Here is a 19059-nt window from a genome sequence, read left to right as displayed (position 1 = left end):
CGGTCGAGCACCGCGGTGCCGCCCTGGAACGCGATCGTGCGCGAGGCGATCACCGCAGTTGGGCCTGAAAGTGCTAGAGCAGTGGGTACGGTGACAACCGACACGGTTTGTGAATCTGTCGACTTTGTGGGAGGCACCGAGGTAGCTTGCTGAGCAAGAGAAACATTGGCGCTTGATGAAGCAGTGTTCGTTACTAGCACAGGTTGGAGGGTGCCAAAGTTCTGAAGGCTCTCTAGCGTAAATGCATTACCGGAGATGGTGCCGTTCACCACGACGACCGGCGCACCTACTTTGAAAGGTACAGCGCCGGTTAGGTTAGTAACCGTAATGGCAGTGGCCCCTGATGCGTTTCCATTGATGATGAGCTTGTCGCCCGTGTTCGCTTGAGTGGAAAATTCCGCATTCAGCCGACCGTTCTGGCCAATGTAATTGCCATTGATGGTGAGCGTGTTATTAGCTTGACCGGTGGCAAGATTAATCAAGCCAGCATTGCGGAACTCGGATAGGCCACTAAAGATGATGTTGGAAGGACTGCTACTGGGCGCTAGCGAGACAGTGCCTTGGTTGGTAAAGACCGCATCGGCCCCATTATTGAAGCTGCTATTGCCGCGCGCCGCAAAGACGCCGCCAGCTAGGTTGTTGAAGGCTACAGGGCCAGTCACTCCGGCAGGCCTTGAGGCGGAAGAGGAATTCGGGCCGAGGGCCACGAAGCCTGTAATGGTACCCGCGTTTGAGATGTTGACGGGACCCGTCCAGCCTGCCCGCAGAGCCTCGTCGGTCGCAGCGCTGATCGTGGCGCCAGCCAAGTTCTCGATCGTGAGCGTTGATGATGACCGCGTGAAGCTCGTCGGGACAAGCGCAGTACTCTGGTAATTGTAGTTGTTGTTGAAGACGGCAGCCTGGTTGCCGGAGATCGCGCCTGCGTTCTGGAACGTAATAGCCCCGTTGTATGTGGTGACGTCGACGCCGCGCGCGCCACCTCGGATCTGGCCGCTGGCCGCGTTGGTAACGAGGGTGGTACCGCTCTGAACGGCTGAGCCAGAACTCGTTCCTGTAGTTGACAGATGATTGACCAGGATGCCGGTACCGGCCGTGATCGTGCCGCTGTTGGCAATGGTGATGTTGCTGGTCGATGTGGTGCGGGCGAAAAGGCCAGTGCTGCCGGCCGTCACGGTCCCGGAGTTGGTGAACGTGACGGCGCCAGGTGCTACTGCGCTTCCGAGGATACCATTCCCCGATAGCGTGTTGATGGTACCGCCATTGTTGATCACCAGGGAAGTTGCGCCGGCCGCGAACACGCCCGCCGTTGAAGTATCGCTGGTCGAGATGCTCTGCTGGTAGCGAGGCGGCAGGCTGCTGATCTGCGCCTGCGTGAGTTGGTTCGGCAGTGACGTGTCCTGAGTGACCGTGCCGAGGTTTGTCACCGTGACAGCATTGCCGCCAGCAACGAGGCCGTATTTGCCGAAGGTGATCTGTCCTCCTGGCTCATTCCTGACATTCACAAGGCCGTTCGAGGCGGCTGCGATGCCGACAGTGGCGCTACCAATGCTGCCACGGTTAACCACCGTGGTGGCACCTACCCTCTCAGAATTCGCCGCTATACCCAGACCCGCCGTGAGCTGGCCCGAGTTGGTAACGTCTATCGTGCCTGAGCCGCTGGCATTGGCATTGATGCCAGAGATTGCACCTGTCACGTTACCGTTTGCGGTGATCATTGTTGCGCCATTGACAGCGCGGGTTTGGATACCGGTATCACTGGTACCTCTGACCTCACTGGTCGTGGAGACGGTCACAGCACCAGCGCCTATCGAGGAAGCTTGGATACCGAAGGTACCAACCACGCTAGAGGCGGGCATGACAGTGACAGCGCCGCCCTGCGCGTTGGCCAGAATGCCAACACCATTGTTGCCCTGCACGGCACCCGTACCAGTCACTACGACCGAACCAGTTCCGGCGTTCGTGGCCTGAATGCCGCCTGCGGTCCCAATTACGGTGCCGGAGCGGCTGACGAGCACATCACCGGCAGCCGCCTGGTTAGTGGCTTTCGCTATGATGCCGTAGCCGCCAGTTGCATTGACATCGCCCGGGCCGCTGACGGTAACGATCGCTTGGCCAGCGGTTCCGATACCTGCAGAGGTCGCATTGATGCCCGTTCCCGCGGAGCTTGTGATCGCGCCTGAGCCACCTACGCTGACTGTACCTGCGCCGCTGGCTTGGGCATCAACGCCTGAGGTCGTGCCAGTCACGCTGCCGTTAGCCGTGACCATCGTGGCTCCATCGACAGCCTGGGTCTGAATGCCAGCACTGCTCGTGCCCGCGAGTGCACCGGCCGTGGTCACCGTAACGGCACCAGCGCCAATGGTAGAGATTTGGATACCGAAAGTACCCACCACGCTAGAGGCAGGCATGACAGTGACGGTGCCGCCTTGCGAAGTGGCCAGAATACCAGCACCGGTGTTGCCCTGCACAGCACCTGTGCCGGTCACTACGACCGAACCAGTTCCGGCGTTCGTGGCCTGAATACCGCCGGCACCCCCGCTTATTGCGCCGGAGCGGCTAACGAGCACGTCACCGACAGCTGCCCGGTTGGTAGCTGCGGCTACGATGCCGTAATAGCTGGTTGAATTGACATCTCCCGTGCCGCCGACGGTGACAAGAGGCTGGGCAGCCGTGCCGACGCCTGAAGATGTCGCATTAATGCCGACTCCCGTAGTGCTCGTAACCGCGCCTGAGCCGCCCACACTAACTGTACCTGCACCGCTGGTTTGCGCATCAATGCCCGCTGCCGTGCCAGCCACGCTGGCGTTGGCCGTAACCACTGTAGCTCCATCGACAGCACGGGTTTGGATGCCAACACCGTTCGTGCCTGTGCCCGTGACGGCACCGGCCGTAGTGACCATCACAGCACCAGCGCCAATAGTAGAGGCTGTGATACCGAAGGTGCCGATCACGCTTGAGGCGGGCATGACGGTGACGGCGCCGCCTTGCGAAGCGGCTAGAATGCCAGCTCCGGCGTTGCCCTGCACAGCACCTGTGCCGGTTACGATGATCGTGGCGGCACCAAACTGAGCTCGGGCATCAATGCCGCCGGTCGTGCCAGTCACATTCCCATTTGCCGTGATGCGCATCACGTCATTTGTCACTGATGCCCTTATGCCAGCACCGTCAGTGCCCGTAACTGCACCAGCTGTAGTGATATTTACAGCCCCACCGATTACAGAAGTGACAGAAATACCAAAGGTACCTACTACACTTGATGCGGGAGCTAATGTGACAGCACCTCCATTGTTCGAACCAATCTCGATTCCTATGCCATTGTTACCCTGTACTGCACCCGTATCGGTCACCAAGACCGCACCTGCACCATTATTGAAAACAGATATCCCGCCATAACTACCGGTCACCGCGCCGGATCGATTAATTATGATGTCGCCGACACTCGAAGGGCCCCCACCTCCGACAGATATCGCGGCACCGAAATTCAAATTGCCAGTGCTAATCGCGCTTACATCGCCTGAACCACTGATAGCTATAAGAGGCTGGCCAACTATACCCAGTCCAGCTTGAGCCCTTATAGCATTACTGTTGCTCGTTACGCGACCGGAACCTGTCACCGATACGGAGGCACCATTAGCATTGATACCCACGTTCTCGGTGATGATTTCTCCGTCATTTTGCACATTTACTGCACTAGCAGAACTAACCGCGATGCCGGATCCCCCTTGTGGATTACCCGGCACTAAAACACGTCCAAATTGTGGCGTGTCGATTGTTCGTGTTCCAACAGTGATTGTTCCTTGGTTTATTATATTTGCATTATCTTGTGATTGGCTGAATATACCTGTGAAAGGAGAATATATCGTGCCAGCGCTTCTTATCGCAATACTATTGGTATTGCTAGCCGTGTTGCTGCTCTGGGTAAAACTTATCCCAGTATTAGCCAGCGCGTATATGTCACCAGATGAATTTATATTTGTAGACGCACCACTTGCTGCGATACCGTCAGATCCAAGAAATGCATTTCCCAAGGGGCTATTGATATTAACTAAAGATGAAGGTCCGCCATCAACGGACACTGCAGGTGCGTACACCGCAGATCCCTCTATAGAGGTAGGAGCATTGATTACTGTATTTGGGACAAGGTTGAGCGTAAAACTTGGACTTGCTACGCTATATCTCACACCTATGTTAAAATTCCCCGGTCCGCAGGTTGCCGTTGGGACCGTCGTGCTTCCTTGGACTGGCACGCAGGCGCCAGCTGTCTGGGCCATTCCCACTGTCGGTCCTAACAGGGTCACGAGCGATAATGCTGTCCCGCCCAGCAGCACTCCCCGCAGCACGTCCAACCCTGAACCTTGTTGCCCCATGGCTCTTCCCCCTCAAACCTTTTCTGCATTGTTACAGAAGCTGCTCGCAAAGCTACGCTCATAACCTCGTCCATGATGATTCGAATAGATAGCGTTGCAATTAAGCAACATATTACCTAGGCGCAAGTCGAAAATCCGATCCTATATCAAAGTATTGCCTGCATATTGCAAATACTGTTATTGATCTATCTTGAGATGGTGCTAGATAATCAAAATCGAAGCTGTTTTTCTGTCGTAGAAAAATGAAAGTTGACGCTGCAAAGCACTTATAATATCACAATGCACTGTTGATTAATAATAACAAACTTTGTATGGTCGCGTCATAGGCTCTATACTATTATTTGGCATATTTCACATTTGAGAAGATATGATGTTGCCACTTATATTTTATAGGAATAAGCATCTAGTATGAACTTCCTAGTTTCAGTGAGCCTTACGGCGCTTGAAAGTCGGACAGCCCAAAAATCCTGGTGTATTTGTTTAGAAAAATGATGCATTCTGATCAACAAATATTATGGGATTAGGCTTGTCTAACAAAATCTTCGCCGAATTTTTTGCTTGATCCCTCTTTGATTAGTTACAGGGTTCACGTTAAGAGCTTACTTGGAGGTACAGCCTAACTGCAGGGGGACAAAGCGTCTTGTTTCGAGCCCGAAGCTTGCAGTTGTTTGAGGTTGTAGTGGCCATCGGGATCAGTTGGCTTGGTCGAGGACGGTCATAACCGTCTTGCGCATGTCGTGGTTCGGGACGACAGGAGCGATCTTGAACGTCACCCCAGTCCCACGCCAGCCCAGCACCCGTTCCTGCAAGAGGCGAAGATCGTGACAGCACATGAGCTGACAGCAGCGCGCGAAGCTCGGCTCGTGCGCGGCCTCGAACTCGGGCCGCTTGCTGCCGGCCTTGCCGGACTTCTTCTCCTCGAAGGTGCGCGAGCAGCCAGCGCCGGTGAGAGCGTCGCGCTGGAGGTCGAGGTTCTGGTCGGTGGTGGAGACGCGAGCGTAGCCGATGAGCATGTCAGAGTAGTGCCACAGGAGGGTATTCCTGGCAGAAGTTTTCCTGTCACGCTTTCCTGACATCGGCGGCCGCCCTGCGCTCTCGCGTCAAGAGCGTCAACTGGGGTGGCACTCATCAGTGTAAGGAAAATGGTCGTTTTCTGGACAATGCGATCAAGTCACGCCGGCTGCTGCTCAAGAGCTAAAGCAACCGTTCAATCGGCCGCGAAAAAATCCCCCTTTGCACGACCTCACAGGCCGTGTTGAAGCCCGCGCCCACCGTACGTTACCGCACCATCCTGCAAACATACCTGTCCAGGTCCGTCGGCGTCACCGTCGCTGTGATATCTGATTTTCAGATAGTTCGTATTTGAAAATAACCACTGGCCAATATCACCCTCCCGGATATCATTGGCTAATCAAGAAGCATAAACCGAATAAACACAGTCCAATCTGTGGAAGCACAGCTTGTGGGAGGACGATCTATGCCAGAGTTATTTCAACCGGGCTCAGCTCGTTATATTCTCTCACTGTCGTGCCGGGACAAAGCTGGCATTGTTGCCCAGGTTTCGGCCTGCTTATATGAGCAAAGCGCGAACATCGTTGAAGCAGAACAGTTTGAAGATGCGGAAAGCGGCCGTTTCTTCATGCGCATCGAGTTTACAGCTGAACTTGATGCTGCTGCCACGCTGAGGCACGCTTTCGCTCCGGTCGCCGCGCGTTTCGACATGCAGTGGCTGCTTCGCGATAAGACCGAGCGCAAGAAAGTTGTACTTTGTGTCTCCAAATTTGACCACTGCCTTGGCGACTTGCTTTATCGGCACAGGCTCGGCGAACTCGCCATGGATGTGGTCGGAATTATCTGCAATCATCCGCGCGACGCTCTGAGCGTGAGCCTAATCAGGGAGATCCCGTTCTACCATCTACCAATTAACAAGGGCAACAAACCGGAGCAGGAAGCCAGGATCAAGGCTATCGTGAATGAAGCCGGGACCGACCTAGTGGTTCTCGCCCGCTACATGCAGATCCTGTCCGACGACCTGTCTGCTTTCCTCTCAGGCCGGTGCATCAACATCCATCACAGTTTTCTGCCCGGCTTCAAGGGCGCCAAGCCCTATCACCAAGCCCATGCCCGAGGCGTGAAGCTGATCGGCGCGACGGCCCACTTTGTCACGGCTGACCTTGATGAGGGCCCGATCATCGAGCAAGACGCCGAGCGCGTCACGCACCGGGATACGCCTGACGATCTCGTGCGCAAAGGCCGAGACATCGAACGCCGCGTCCTGTCTCGGGCCGTGAGCCTGTTCTTGCAGGACCGTGTGATGCTCAACGGCGAACGGACTGTCGTTTTCGCCAACTGAGCCTTGCGCCAATTCGCTACGTCCAGGCCGGACCAACCAGTCTTCCTGGAAGCCGCTATCGATGAAGTGGGATCATCGACGGTCAGAACCAGAACTTACAAAATCCGGAGGAAAAACATGTTGCCGTCCAATTTGCGCAAGGTCCCAGAAGGCTACTTCACGAGCCGCTGGGGGATGCCCGAGTACACAGATTGGATCGACGAGAGTATGTCTTGGAAAGAGACGTGTTCGATCGGCGACTGGTCGTTTCTCTGGGAACGCCGCTTCAAAGGGCCGGATGCCCTCAAGCTGTTCAGCGATACGTCGATTAACAGCTTCGCTAAATTTGATGTCCTCCAGTCGAAGCACGTTACACACACCAACCAAGCTGGCAAGGTCATTGCCGAAGGCATCCTGACACGCCTGTCTGATGACGAGTATATGTTGTTCGGGCGTGGGACATTCTGGGTTGATTACATCCGCCGGAACGGCAATTACAGTGTCACTTCGGAGGCGGACGATTGGTTCAACTTCCAGGTGGCGGGACCGACGGCACTGGCGCTGCTAGAGAAGGCATCCGGCGCCAACCTGCGCGACATCAAGTTCATGCGCTCCGGCGAGATCGAGATCGCCGGCTGCCGAATGCTCGCGCTGCGACAGGGCATGTCAGGCGAGATTGGCTTCGAACTTCAGGGACCGATCGCTGAGGCGCCTCAAGTTTATGAGCATTTGATCTCGGTCGGCCAAGAGTTCGGTCTCAAGAAACTCGGCGGCAGGGCTGCGTTCATCAATCACCTGGAAGCCTGCTTCCCGACGATCGTCACCGATTATCTGCCCGGTATCTTCGGGGCCGAGATGGCGGAATACCTTGCCGAGTTCCGCGCCGCTATGCCGGCTTTTGCCTCGACGTTCAACGTGGCCGGCAGCTTCGAAGCTGATGATATCAGCGCCTGGTATCGCAGCCCTGTCGAACTCGGCTGGGGCAAAAACATCAAGTTCGATCATGATTTCATCGGGCGCAAGGCGCTTGAGGATGAGGTTGCCAACCCGCGTCGCGTGATGCGGACGCTGGTGTGGAACGGTGATGATGTCGCTGATGTCTATGCCTCCCTGTTCCGTAAAGATCAGAAGCCATATCAGTTCATGGAAATGCCTCGCGATCAGCGCGGCTTCATGTATGCGGACAAGGTGCTTCTGGGCGATCGCGAAATCGGCGTCGCAACGTCGCGCGGCTACAGTTACTATTTCAAGGAGATGCTCTCTCTGTGTGTGATCGACGTTGCTCATGCAGAGATCGGCACGGATGTTGAGGTGATCTGGGGCAATCCCGGCGACCGTCAGAAGGTGATCCGCGCCAAGGTGGCTCCCGCCCCGTACAAGCAGGACAATCGGCGCGCCGATCTGTCCAAAGTCTAACCCCCACGAATGGCTTGATCATGCCTGCCCAGATCATCGACGGGACGGCGCTTGCTGCGACGGTCCGCCAGGAAGTCGCCGAAGGCGTGGAGGCCTTCCTCGCCTCTGGTGGACCTCGCCCTGGTCTCGCGGTCGTGCTGGTCGGCAACGATCCAGCCAGCCACGTCTATGTGGCCAATAAAGTCCGCCAAACTGAAGCGGTGGGGATGCACTCGGTCCGCCACGATCTGGCGGCGGACGTCAGCGAGGGCGAACTTCTCGCCCTCGTGCAGAAGCTGAACCGGGATCCCACCGTCCACGGGATCCTGGTCCAGTTTCCCCTGCCGGCTCAGATCGATCCGGCCGCGATCGTCGATGCGATCGCGCCCGAGAAGGACGTCGACGGCTTCAATCCGCTCAATGTCGGGCGCGTCGCGAGCGGCGCTGCGAACGGTCTCGTGCCCTGCACACCGCTCGGTGTCATGCGCCTGATCCGTTCAGTCCGCACCGATCTCGCCGGACTAGGGGCGCTAGTGGTGGGGGCTTCGAACGTGGTCGGCCGTCCGATGGCGCGGCTCCTGCTGCAGGCGGGTTGCACCGTCTCGATTGCGCATCATCTGACGACGGATCTGGCCCAACGGACGCGTGAAGCCGACATCCTGGTGGTGGCGACGGGGGTGCCCGGTCTGATCCGCGGCCAGACGATCAAGCCCGGCAGCACCGTCATCGATGTTGGGATTACGCGGATCGCGCTCCCTTCCGGCAAGACCCGCCTGGTTGGCGATGTGGCCTTCGACGAAGCCGTGGAGGTTGCCGGCGCCATCACGCCGGTCCCCGGCGGCGTCGGTCCGATGACGATCGCCCAGCTGCTGGCGAATACCCTTACGGCGGCGCGGAGGCTCCAGACCCATGTGGGATCCCGGTCTTACGCCTGATCTTCTGGCGACGGGCGCGGCACCATCTGGCTGCGTGGTACGCTTTCAGGGCACCATCCCTGACACCAGGATCGGCATAATGGATATCCGGCGGCTGGATCTCAATCTCCTGCTGATGCTGGATGTGCTCGAACGGGAGAAAAATCTTTCGGCCGCCGCCCGGCGCCTCGGCATGAGCCAGCCGGTGGCCAGTGGCAATCTTGCCAAGCTGCGCGCCTTCTTCGGAGATCAGCTGTTTCTCAGAACAGGCCGTGGCATGCGGCCGACGCCATTTCTGGAGGATATCATCGGTCCCGTCCGGGCCGTTTTGGAAGCCATCGATCGCGACATCCTGCGCAAGCCGACCTTCGATGCCGCCAACAGCGAGCGCGTGTTCACGATCACAACGTCGGATATTGGTGTGCTTGTCTTTGTTCCGCCGCTGCTGCGCTGTCTGCGAGCACAGGCCCCCAAGGCAAGTCTGCGCTGTGTAACCATGCATCATCGCGAACTCGGCGACGCCCTGGATCGGGGCGATGTCGATGTCGCTATCGGTTATTTTCCCGACCTCTCATCGCCGAGCATCGCCGAAGACAATCTTGTCGAGCATCCGTTCACCTGCATTGTGCGTCAGGATCATCCGACCATAGGTTCGACCGTGAGCCTGGAGCAGTTCCTGGCAGCCGATCACCTGGTAGTGAATGAACAGGGGCGCAGCCAGGAGATTGTTGAGCGCCGCATGCGTGAATTGCGGTTTGAACGGCGTGTGCTACTGCAAATGAACCATTTCATGAGTGTACCGCAGCTGATCGCCAACAGCGATATGGTGGCGATCGTACCGGCCTCGCTCGGGGCTTGGTACGCCGGAACCGGCCTGAAGATGGTCCCGCCTCCGTTTGTGGTTCCCAACATCCGGCTCAAGCAGTTCTGGCACAGACGGCGTGAGAATGACCCGGCCGTTCGCTGGTTGCGCACAATCATCAATCAGCAACTACGTGGCCGTGATCCTCTGCTTGCGATGACGCCTGACTATGCTGGATTAATCAATAACTGATCGCGGGCGCCCGTCAGGCGTAGTTCGCGGCTTATAGGTTCACCTTGGAGGAACGACGATGAGTATTGCACCTGTAACGTCGGGCACCAGCCCGGCGGTCGATCTCGGCTTGCTTGTTGATGACGGTGCGTGGACCAGTTCGCGCAAACAGGTCCTGCTGCTGTGCGCGCTAGCCATCATTCTTGATGGGCTGGACAATCAGATCCTCGGCTTCGCCATCCCGTCAATGATGGCGGAATGGGGCGTGACCCGAAGCGACTTTGCGCCGGCGCTTGCCCTTGGCTACGTCGGCATGACGATTGGCACGCCGCTGGGCGGAGTCCTCGGCGACCGGATGGGCCGCAAGATCGCTTTGGTCGGGTCCGTCATCCTCTTCGGACTTGCAACAGCGGCGATCGCGCTGGCGCACAGTCCTTTCGAAATCAGCTTGTATCGTTTCCTCGCCGGTCTCGGCCTTGGAGGAGCCTTGCCGGCAGCAACCACGCTGATTGCTGAGTTCACACCGAAGCGTCGGCGCAGCTTGTCGGTGATGCTCGGCATCGTCTGCATTCCGATCGGCGGCATGATCGGCGGCCTTCTCGCGGCGCAGCTGCTGCCGACCTCCGGCTGGCGCAGCCTGTTCGTGGTAAGCGGGTTGACGCCGATGCTGGTCGCGCTGCTCCTCGCGGCGGCATTGCCCGAGTCTCCGCAATACCTCCTGCGTCGGGGCGCAGATCGAGGGCGCCTGGAAGCATCGGTGCGCGCCCTCGGCGTTGCCGTGCCAGTGGGAAGCAGTTTCGTCGATCAGCGTGACGCAGCCGTCGCCCGAGCTTCGTTCGGCGCCCTGTTCAAGGATGATTACCGGCGCAGCACTCTTGCGCTGTGGGTGGCTTTTTTCTTCTGTCTCCTGCCAGTCTACGTCCTCTACGCGTGGGCGCCGACGCTGCTGACGAGTAAGGGGATCGATGTCAAGCTGGCCAGCCTCGGCTTGTCCCTTTTCAACTTCGGTGGCGTCGCCGGCTGTGTTGCTGCGGCGTGGGCTATCGGGCGATATGGCTCACGGACCGGCATCCTGACTATGGCTGGCGCTGCTGCGCTCGGGGCTGCGGCCCTCTCCCTAATCCCGCTATCCGCCTCCAGCCAGTCCTTGTTAATGCCGCTTCTCTTCGTCGAGGGGTTCTTCCTCCTTGGAGCGCAGGGTTCGTTGTACGCCTTGGCCACGCATGTCTATCCGACATCGATCCGCTCGACGGGGGTCGGAGCTGCGGCCGGTTTCGGACGGGCAGGTGCGATCGTTAGCGCCTACGTTGGCTCGGCGGCCCTCAGCTATGGTTCGGAGGCCTTTTTTAGCGTAATCGTGATTTGCCTGGTGCTGACCTTCACTGCTGTTGGTGTCGTCAATCTTCACGCCGCATCTCTGCGCGGGCATAGCTACGGTCAGGCCTGACAGCCTAGGAACAGAGAGATGAACGAGGGCCGCCTTTGGGCGGCCTTTTCTATATTCGGCGACGCGTCACTTCGGATGATTGTGTGCACCTGCGGCAACCAGATCACATTGAAATCGCAGAACCAAACATGTTCGCAGCCTGCAGCTTCTCTCGTTCCATACGCCGAGCTTATGCGAGTAGCGAAACGAAGTGGGATCTGAAGTGCTCCCTCGCAGAAGGCCGCGCGTTGATCCGCGAACCTTCGTCCGAGTTAGGGAGCAGAGCTCCATGTCAGACACCTTCGATCCGTCACGCCGCCGCCTCATGGGCGGTCTCACCGGCATCGCTGCCCTTGGCGGGACCGCCTTCGAACCCACACAGGCGCAGGCAGCCGCAGCCGAGAGCATCCGCAAGCCGGTCTCCGAGTACCCGAAGCCACCCTTCCAGGACCAGGAGCAGCCCTGGCCGGGCCTCGCCAGCCAGATGAGTCCGCGACCCGATCACGGCGAGACCAGCTACAAGGGATCCGGGCGGCTAGCTGGCCGTAAGGCCCTGCTCACCGGTGCGGACTCGGGCATCGGGCGAGCCGCGGCCATCGCCTTTGCCCGTGAGGGTGCCGACATCGCCTTCAACTACCTGCCCGTCGAGGAGCCGGATGCCCGCGAGGTCGTCGATCTGATCCGGTCAGCCGGCCGCAAGGCCATCCCGCTGCCCGGCGACATCCGTGACAAGGCGTTCTGCCGCAAGCTCGTCGAAGACGCGACGCGCGAGCTCGGCGGCCTCGACATCCTGGTCAACAACGCCGTCTACCAGAAGGCGGCTGAGTCGATCACCGACATCTCGGATGAGGATTTCGACCAGACGTTCCAGACGAACGTCTACGCAATGTTCTGGATCACCAAGGCGGCGATGAAACATCTGCAACGGGGGTCGGCGATCATCAACACCTCTTCGGTGAATGCCTACGAACCATCCGAGACCCTGATCGACTACGCGGCCACGAAAGCCGTCGTCGCGAATTTCTCGAAAGGATTGGCCAAACAGCTTGCAGCAAAGGGGATCCGTGTGAACGCGGTGGCTCTGGGTCCCTTCTGGACGCCCCTTCAGGTGAGTGGTGGCAAGCTGCCCGGCACATTGCCGACCTTTGGCGGAGAGACTCCGATCGGCCGACCTGGCCAACCGGCGGAGATCGCCGGCATCTACGTGCTTCTTGCCTCCGACGAGGCGAGCTACTCGACGGGTCAGGTGTTTGGAGCTGTGGGCGGCCGCGGTGGCCCGTGAAGCCTGTCGCTGGAGTGAGCCGATGCGGTTCGCGAGCTGAAGGCGGACCGAGCTACCGCCTCAGTGCTTCACATTGGTCGGGGCAAGCCGAACCCAGGCATCCAGAGCCCACCCGATACCGCGACCAGCGGCAGCGACGAACGCCAGCGATGCAGCGACGTGCAGGAGCAGCGAACCATCTGACATGGCGACCCCTTTGCAGAGAACGACGTAGACGGCAGTCAGCAGGTCAAGGGTTTCCAAATCCCTAATGGCCATTCGTGGGCTTCCGGTTGCCTCGGCGAGGGCAAGGCCATAGCGCCGAACCCGGACTGCCTGAGCGGGTCTTCAAGCGAACGAGGAAGCCTGAGCTTCCCCATCCAACCGGCGCGGTGTAGCGTGCGCCGAGTACCTTCAGAGCAACTAGGGTGCGGGTCTCCTCATCGGGACCCGCGCCCTCTTCATGTCGGGGGTAGGTGCCTCTGACAGAGAGCGACCTACGATGGCCCTGGACCAGTTGCGCGAGCGCCTCGAGCACCTGTCCGTGGTCGATGTCGCGCTCATGACCAGAGGCAATTCGAGCAGGTCTTCGATCGGTGCGCGCGTGCTCCTACTCAACCGTGTGTGAACCTCGTCGAGGGGGGGGTGGACGTTCCGGTCCGCCGCGGCGCCGCTGCCCGCCTTAGGCCTCGTCGCTGTCAAGCTCGGCGAGATGCAACGGCTGCTCTGTGCTGCGCCGAGCTACCTCGCGCGCTCGGACATGCCGATCACGCCCGGAGACCTTCACCAGCATTGCTGCATCGGTAAGGAAGAAGACACCGAATGCGAGCAGTGACATGTCGTTGAACTGCTCCTTTGCGGCTTCGAACCTGCGCCCGCGCCGATCCGTCTGGTCTTCCACCCGATCCCCCAGCAGAGCACGGCCCTGCGGGCGCTCGTGGATTATGCGACGCCGAAGATGACAACCCCTGGCACAGCTAACGAAGCATTGCTCATCGACGCGCTCAGGCAGGAAGCGTGTGTGCGAGGACGAGGCTGGCGAAACGGGCCGTGGCGAGGAGGCGGTCCAGGTCATGACCCTCGCGGGCCATCGTGGAGAGGCCGGTCATCATGGTCACGACATAGTCGGCTAGGCATTCGGCCGCCGCCGGGTGAGTGGCTGCGACGAAGCAGCGAATGGTGTCCTCAGCCGCCGCGGTAAGGGCACGGGCGGCCTCCCGTGCCTCTGGGTCGTTGCAGCGAGCACCCTCGATGGCGAGGCACCCGGCGGTGGCAGGATCAGCACCGTAGCGGCGGGCGGACTCCTCCAGCACGGCGGCGAGGGCCTCGGCCACGGGGCGGCCAGGGCGTAGGAGCTCGGCCAGAGGGACGCCCTCGCTTTCGGTGTAGCGACAGAGGGTGCGGGCGTAGAGGCCGGCCTTGCTTCCGAAGGCGGCGTAGAAGCTGGGAGGGTTGATGCCGAGCGCCTCGGTGAGGTCGGCGACGCTGACGGCGTCGTAGCCACGGGCGTGAAAGAGGCGCTGAGCGGTGGCGACAGCCTGGTCGGGGTCAAAGCGGCGGGGACGCCCACGAGGGCGATTTGATTTTGTAGGCATCGATACAAAATAGCTTGACCAGGCATTCACTTGATTTATGTAGCGGCCACTAGGTTGAACCTCAAGGAGAGCCTGATGGCCGATTTTCAGGGCAAATCCGTTCTCGTACTCGGTGGAAGCCGGGGGATCGGGGCGGCGATCGTGCGGCGCTTCGCAGCGGATGGCGCGTCTGTGACCTTCACGTATGCCGGCTCGCAGGACGCAGCGGAACGGCTGGCGGCGGAAACGGGCACCACCGCGGTGATGACGGACAGCGCGGACCGAGACGCGGTCATCGCGCGAGTGCGCGAGAGCGGGCCGTTGGATGTGCTCGTAGTGAATGCAGGGGTGGGAGCCTTCGGCGATCCGCTGGAGCAGGACCCGGACGCTGTAGACCGACTGATCCGGATCAACGTGAACGCGCCCTACCACGCCGCCGTAGAGGCTGCACGGCGCATGCCGGAGGGCGGACGGATCATCGTGATCGGCTCGGTTAATGGAGACCGAATTCCCTTTCCGGGCCTGTCGGCCTACGCGATGAGCAAGTCGGCCTTGCAGGGAATGGCGCGGGGTCTGGCGCGGGACTTCGGGCCACGTGGGATCACGGTGAACGTCGTGCAGCCCGGCCCCATCGACACGGACCTGAACCCGGCCGACGGTCCGATGCGGGACATCCAACACGCCGTGATGGCCCTCAAGCGTCATGGGCGTCCGGAGGATGTGGCGGGGATGGTGGCTTGGCTGGCAGGGCCGGAGGCGAGCTTCGTCACCGGGGCGATGCACACGATCGACGGTGGCTTTGGCGCCTGATCCTACCGTGACGAGGACCGGGGCACCAACCGCTCCGGTCAAGCCGGTCTGCTCCACGACTTCGCCGCGCGGGCGAGTTCCAAGCCGTTGGTGCCGAACGCCACCCGCCCACGTCGGCTTCAGACACAAGTGGTCGCGGAGGCGACCGGACCGCATTCCATCCTTTATATTCAACTGCCTTCGGCCAAGTCTGGCGTATTCATCTATGTCTGCTAGGCTTTACAAAGGCCTCGATCACGCGGATAAATGCAGCCGGGCTATAGCCTCGCGCAGATGACGCGACAGTTCATGGAACGCCTTACCTCGCGCGGCCGGGGCGACGTGCAGGGTGACTGCGAAGGAGGGCAGTTCCGGCAATCCGACCTCTGGCGGTAAGATGGCAAGGTCACCCGGCACAGTCGTTGCCAGCCACGCCGAGACTGCAAGGTCCATGCGCACCGTGGCACGCGTCGCGTCGAGCCCACCGTTCTCGAACACCGGGCGGCTCGCCCGTCCCTGCCGCGCCAACGCGGACTGCACTGGCGGACGGAACACGCAGGTCTCGGCCACCAGCGAGAGCGGCAGCGGTGTCCGGCCGTGCGCGCGTCCCCCGCGCGCTCCGACCCAGACAAGGCGATCGACCGCCAGCGTCTCGCCGCTCTCGGCCCCGAGTGGCTCCTCGACGACGGCGACGTCGAGCTGTCCGTTGTGGACCGTGGCCAGGAGGTCCGGCGACGGCAGGCAGACGAGCGTGAGATCGACCTGCGGGAAGGCTTCGCAATAATGCTTGAGCGCAGGCGCGACGTGCGTGCCGACAAGGTCGTAGGGCAGACCAAGCCGCACTGGCCCGGCAACGACGCCCCCCTCAATCTCCGACCAGATCTCGTCGTTGAGCGCGAGCAGCGTGCGCGCACGGCCGAGCAGGCGCTCGCCTGCCGGCGTCAGGCGCAGGCCACGCGGCTCGCGCCAAAGCAGCGCATCGCCGACCAGTTCCTCGAGCCGGGCGATCTGCTGGCTCACCGCGCCTTGCGTCAGATGCACGACGTGACTTGCGCCCGTCATGCTGCGCTGGTCGGCAACGGCGGCGAAGGTGCGCAGCAAGGCGAGGTCGAGGTTGCGGCTCATGCCATATTAGAAGCGCTAATTCGTTAGTTTAGCAATATTAGTTTCGATGGAACTGGCGCAGCGGCTATGGCCAAGCACGTTCCGTCGAGTTCCCCGCCATGGCTACCCTCGCTCCGCTGTTGCTGTTCGTCCTCATTGCCACCATCAGTCCGGGTGGAGCGACAACGCTCGCCACCGTCTCAGGCGCGAACTTCGGCTTTCGACGTTCACTGCCGCTGATCGGGGGGATCGCCTCGGGTCTTGCCTCGATGGCGGCACTCGCGGCACTCGGCCTTGCCAGCGTCCTGCTCGCCGCGCCGTCGCTCGCCTTGGTGATGAAGGCCGCAGGCTCGGCCTATCTCCTGTGGCTGGCTTGGCAGACCGCCCGACGGGGGTCGCCGCATCGCGCGCCCGACGCGCGGCCGATCGGCTTCGTCGCGGGCGTGTGGATGCTCTGGCACAACCCGAAGGGTTGGGCCATGACGCTGGGGGCCGCTGCCTCCTTCGCAGAACTCGCCGACGGGCCGGTGCGGCTCGGCGCGCTTCTTGGCGCAGTGTTCGGCCTCTTCGCCCTGCTCTCTCTCTCACTGTGGTGCGCGGCCGGGCTTTTCCTCGCCCGTGCCATGCGCAGCGATGCGCAGTGGCGCGCGCTCAACGTCGCACTGGGCGGGCTGCTCGCCCTCTCGGTCGTGCCGATCTGGTTCGAACCCACGGGAGGTGCGTGATGATGGATCCCGTCAATCTGCTCAAGGCGCTGGATAAGGTGACGGAACACTGGTCGCCGAAGGTAGTCGGACGCGTGAACGACCAGTACGTGAAGGTCGCCAAGCTTCTTGGCGAATTGGCATGGCACCGTCACGACGCGGAGGACGAGCTGTTCCAAGTCGTGCGCGGGCGCCTGCGGATCCAATTTGAGGGTGCGCGCGAGACTGTCCTGAACGAGGGCGATTTCTGCGTGGTGCCAAAGGGGGTGCTGCACAACCCGGTCGCAGACGAGGAATGCTGGATCGTGCTGATCGAGACGGTGACGACCAAACACACGGGAGACGTCCAGACCCCCCGGACGAAGACGATCGAGCAGCAACGCGCAGAGAGCTGAACTCAGCTAGGCGGGTGGCTGACCCGTCCGACGAGGCGCCTCGAGCGTCGCCGCCGGCTAGCAGGCGGTCACTTCTCCCGAATAGACGTCCACTGGATGCCATAACGCACTATTCGAGAGCATCGCCGTGCCGCACCGGCCGGTCGTTTCGGCGAGCCGCTAGAGGCGGCGGCGTTGATCGCATTTCATGCTTCCGGGCCTGTGAGCTACATCAGCGGCACCACGATCCCAGTTGATGGCAGCGCCTTGCGATTTGTGTTCTGAGCGTTCGATCACGCTGCACCTTCCCTCTTGTTCGTGAGGCGTGATCCTTGCGAACCGCATTGAGGGTCCTAAGACCGCGGCTGTACGTGTTGGAGAAAATCAATGGGCTCCTTGCAACTTGGCGATGGAAAATAACTCTTCAATCTTTAGATTTTGGACAAAATATCGAGATGCGCCACATATTACTTGCTTTCATGCTTCTTGTTGCTCCTGCTGCGGCCTCGAAAGTGAACGTGGAGCAGCTCGTGGCTGCGGAAGCGAAGGCGGCACGCGATTGTCAAGCCTCGGGAGGCGTAAGCGAAGCTTGCGCTCATCAAGTTGCACTCTCGCGGAGCCTATTTCAGGCTGGGTGGTGCTACGATCGTTTTGGTGTGACCTGGAGCCCCAAAGAGTGGCACCCCTGCGGAACTGGTCCGGTTCGCGACGGCGACTTGAGGTCACGTTAGGCTCTATCGAGAACACCTGAACACCTGTCACCCCGATAGAACACGGCACTGGTAGGCCGGGCTCCTCCTCAGCTCCCCAGCTGGTTTCATAAGCCGCTCTTATGCGAAATCGCTACAGTATGCCGTCATTGTTCTTATACTGCTGCGCTGGGCCTGTTGAAAAACTCAGTTCGGCGCGTGTATTCCACGCCGATCAGATATTATATGGGGTTGTCGCACTTGCCCGCATACTAGAAGTAGAGCAGCCGACAAGCCTCGGAGAGTTTTCCAACAGGCCCCGCGCGCCGGTATCACATGCCAGCTTTTGCTGGTTGGAACGTTCTGCCAGAGAAACTCCTACTGAAATGTGTGCGGGCCCGTAGTGATGGAGTGTTTTCAGTCCGGTTAGGTCATGGGGCTTGAGAGCTGCAACGGCATGGCGGGAGAGCGTTGTCCGGCTCTCTCGGAGTTCTTGATTGTCAAACATCTGCGGTAAAGGGCCGCCGCTTCGGCGGCCCTCGCTCGGTTGGCTTGGGGCGATCAGAAATCCATGCCGCCCATGCCGCCCATACCGCCGCCTGGCACGGGCGGCGGAGCCTCCTTCTTCGGAGCGTCGGCCACCATCGCTTCGGTGGTGACGAGCAGGCCCGCCACGGAGGCGGCATCCTGGAGAGCAGCGCGAACCACCTTCCCCGGATCGACGATGCCAGCCTCAACGAGGTCGACATACTTCTCAGTCTGAGCGTCGAAGCCGTAGCTCGCCGAGGAATTCTCAGTGATCTTGCCCACCACGATCGAGCCCTCGACACCAGCATTCTCCGCGATCTGGCGGATCGGGGCCTCAAGGGCCTTCAGGACGATCTTGATGCCGGCCTGGATGTCTGGGTTGTCGCTCTTCAGCCCCTGCGCCGCCGCCTTGGCGCGCAGGAGCGCGACGCCGCCGCCGGGAACGATGCCCTCCTCCACCGCCGCACGCGTGGCGTGCATAGCGTCGTCGACGCGGTCTTTCCGCTCTTTTACCTCGACTTCGGTCGCGCCGCCGACCCGGATCACCGCGACGCCGCCCGCGAGCTTGG

General features: G+C 60.5%; 16 protein-coding genes and 2 pseudogenes. 10 read left to right on the top strand and 8 right to left on the bottom strand.

The window, feature by feature from the left end:
• From DT057_RS28070 to DT057_RS36970, 3 genes and pseudogenes are all read right to left on the bottom strand, one after another.
• On the bottom strand, positions 1-3131 hold a 3131-nt coding region (locus tag DT057_RS28070; protein ID WP_420870334.1), incomplete at its 3' end, for a beta strand repeat-containing protein.
• A 1928-nt stretch (positions 3132-5059) separates the two neighbouring features.
• Positions 5060-5224: pseudogene (locus DT057_RS36975) on the bottom strand (DUF3303 family protein); the annotation flags it as partial.
• A 9-nt stretch (positions 5225-5233) separates the two neighbouring features.
• Positions 5234-5380 (bottom strand): annotated as a pseudogene (locus DT057_RS36970) (recombinase family protein); the annotation flags it as partial.
• A 464-nt stretch (positions 5381-5844) separates the two neighbouring features.
• Between DT057_RS36970 and purU the strand changes: the two are divergent.
• The 6 genes from purU (at position 5845) to DT057_RS28035 (ending at position 12749) form a co-directional block, all read left to right on the top strand.
• Positions 5845-6720 carry a formyltetrahydrofolate deformylase gene (gene purU / locus DT057_RS28060; protein ID WP_128565379.1) on the top strand — a complete coding sequence of 292 codons (876 nt, stop codon included), beginning with the start codon at positions 5845-5847 and terminating at the stop codon, positions 6718-6720.
• A gap of 117 nt (positions 6721-6837) precedes the next feature.
• Positions 6838-8115, top strand: a complete 1278-nt coding sequence (locus DT057_RS28055; protein ID WP_128565378.1) for a glycine cleavage T C-terminal barrel domain-containing protein — start codon at positions 6838-6840, stop codon at positions 8113-8115.
• 20 nt (positions 8116-8135) lie between these two features.
• Positions 8136-9029 carry a bifunctional methylenetetrahydrofolate dehydrogenase/methenyltetrahydrofolate cyclohydrolase FolD gene (gene folD, locus DT057_RS28050; protein ID WP_128565377.1) on the top strand — a complete coding sequence of 298 codons (894 nt, stop codon included), beginning with the start codon at positions 8136-8138 and terminating at the stop codon, positions 9027-9029.
• The gene (locus tag DT057_RS28045) at positions 9004-10062 is read left to right on the top strand and encodes a LysR family transcriptional regulator (protein ID WP_238313505.1); all 1059 of its coding nucleotides are present in this window, start codon (positions 9004-9006) and stop codon (positions 10060-10062) included. Before folD ends, DT057_RS28045 begins: the two co-directional genes overlap by 26 nt.
• 58 nt (positions 10063-10120) lie before the next feature.
• Entirely contained in the window at positions 10121-11488 is a 1368-nt protein-coding gene (locus DT057_RS28040) for an MFS transporter (RefSeq protein WP_128565376.1), read from the top strand.
• 268 nt (positions 11489-11756) lie between these two features.
• Positions 11757-12749 (top strand): SDR family oxidoreductase, encoded by a 993-nt coding sequence (locus DT057_RS28035; RefSeq protein ID WP_128565375.1) that lies wholly within the window; start codon positions 11757-11759, stop codon positions 12747-12749.
• A 60-nt stretch (positions 12750-12809) separates the two neighbouring features.
• Here the strand turns inward: DT057_RS28035 and DT057_RS28030 are convergent, their stop codons facing one another.
• Positions 12810-13007: a hypothetical protein gene (locus tag DT057_RS28030; protein WP_128565374.1), complete on the bottom strand. Its 198-nt coding sequence runs from the start codon at positions 13005-13007 to the stop codon at positions 12810-12812.
• Between the two features lie 223 nt (positions 13008-13230).
• Here DT057_RS28030 and DT057_RS37310 point away from each other — a divergent pair, with 223 nt between their 5' ends.
• Positions 13231-13356, top strand: a complete 126-nt coding sequence (locus tag DT057_RS37310) for a hypothetical protein (RefSeq protein ID WP_269153032.1) — start codon at positions 13231-13233, stop codon at positions 13354-13356.
• Positions 13357-13410: 54 nt separating this feature from the next.
• On the opposite strand, the gene DT057_RS36965 is transcribed toward DT057_RS37310, so the two are convergent.
• Positions 13411-13629, bottom strand: a complete 219-nt coding sequence (locus DT057_RS36965) for a hypothetical protein (RefSeq protein ID WP_238313507.1) — start codon at positions 13627-13629, stop codon at positions 13411-13413.
• Positions 13630-13732: 103 nt separating this feature from the next.
• Positions 13733-14323: a TetR/AcrR family transcriptional regulator gene (locus DT057_RS28020; protein ID WP_128565372.1), complete on the bottom strand. Its 591-nt coding sequence runs from the start codon at positions 14321-14323 to the stop codon at positions 13733-13735.
• Positions 14324-14398: 75 nt separating this feature from the next.
• Between DT057_RS28020 and bdcA the strand changes: the two genes are divergently transcribed.
• On the top strand, positions 14399-15112 hold the full coding sequence (bdcA, locus tag DT057_RS28015; RefSeq protein ID WP_128565371.1) for an SDR family oxidoreductase: 714 nt from the start codon (positions 14399-14401) through the stop codon (positions 15110-15112).
• 234 nt (positions 15113-15346) lie between these two features.
• Here bdcA and DT057_RS28010 read toward each other — a convergent pair whose 3' ends face one another.
• The gene (locus DT057_RS28010; RefSeq protein ID WP_128565370.1) at positions 15347-16216 is read right to left on the bottom strand and encodes a LysR family transcriptional regulator; all 870 of its coding nucleotides are present in this window, start codon (positions 16214-16216) and stop codon (positions 15347-15349) included.
• A 98-nt stretch (positions 16217-16314) separates the two neighbouring features.
• Between DT057_RS28010 and DT057_RS28005 the strand changes: the two genes are divergently transcribed.
• Together DT057_RS28005 and DT057_RS28000 are read left to right on the top strand one after the other, a co-directional pair.
• Entirely contained in the window at positions 16315-16920 is a 606-nt protein-coding gene (locus DT057_RS28005; protein WP_128565369.1) for a LysE family translocator, read from the top strand.
• Complete coding sequence (locus DT057_RS28000) at positions 16920-17294, top strand: cupin domain-containing protein (RefSeq protein ID WP_128565368.1); 375 nt, start codon at positions 16920-16922, stop codon at positions 17292-17294. The genes DT057_RS28005 and DT057_RS28000 overlap by 1 nt, the downstream gene beginning before the upstream one ends.
• A gap of 1229 nt (positions 17295-18523) precedes the next feature.
• On the opposite strand, the gene DT057_RS27995 is transcribed toward DT057_RS28000, so the two are convergent.
• Positions 18524-19059, bottom strand: a 536-nt coding sequence (locus DT057_RS27995) for a TCP-1/cpn60 chaperonin family protein (RefSeq protein ID WP_276469430.1), incomplete at its 5' end; no start/stop codon positions are given.

The organism is Methylobacterium crusticola, assembly GCF_003574465.1.
In the GTDB taxonomy this organism is placed as follows: Bacteria; Pseudomonadota; Alphaproteobacteria; order Rhizobiales; family Beijerinckiaceae; genus Methylobacterium; species Methylobacterium crusticola.
The sequence above is the reverse complement of the archived record's forward strand: the minus strand, read 5'-3'. Positions and strand labels throughout refer to the sequence as shown.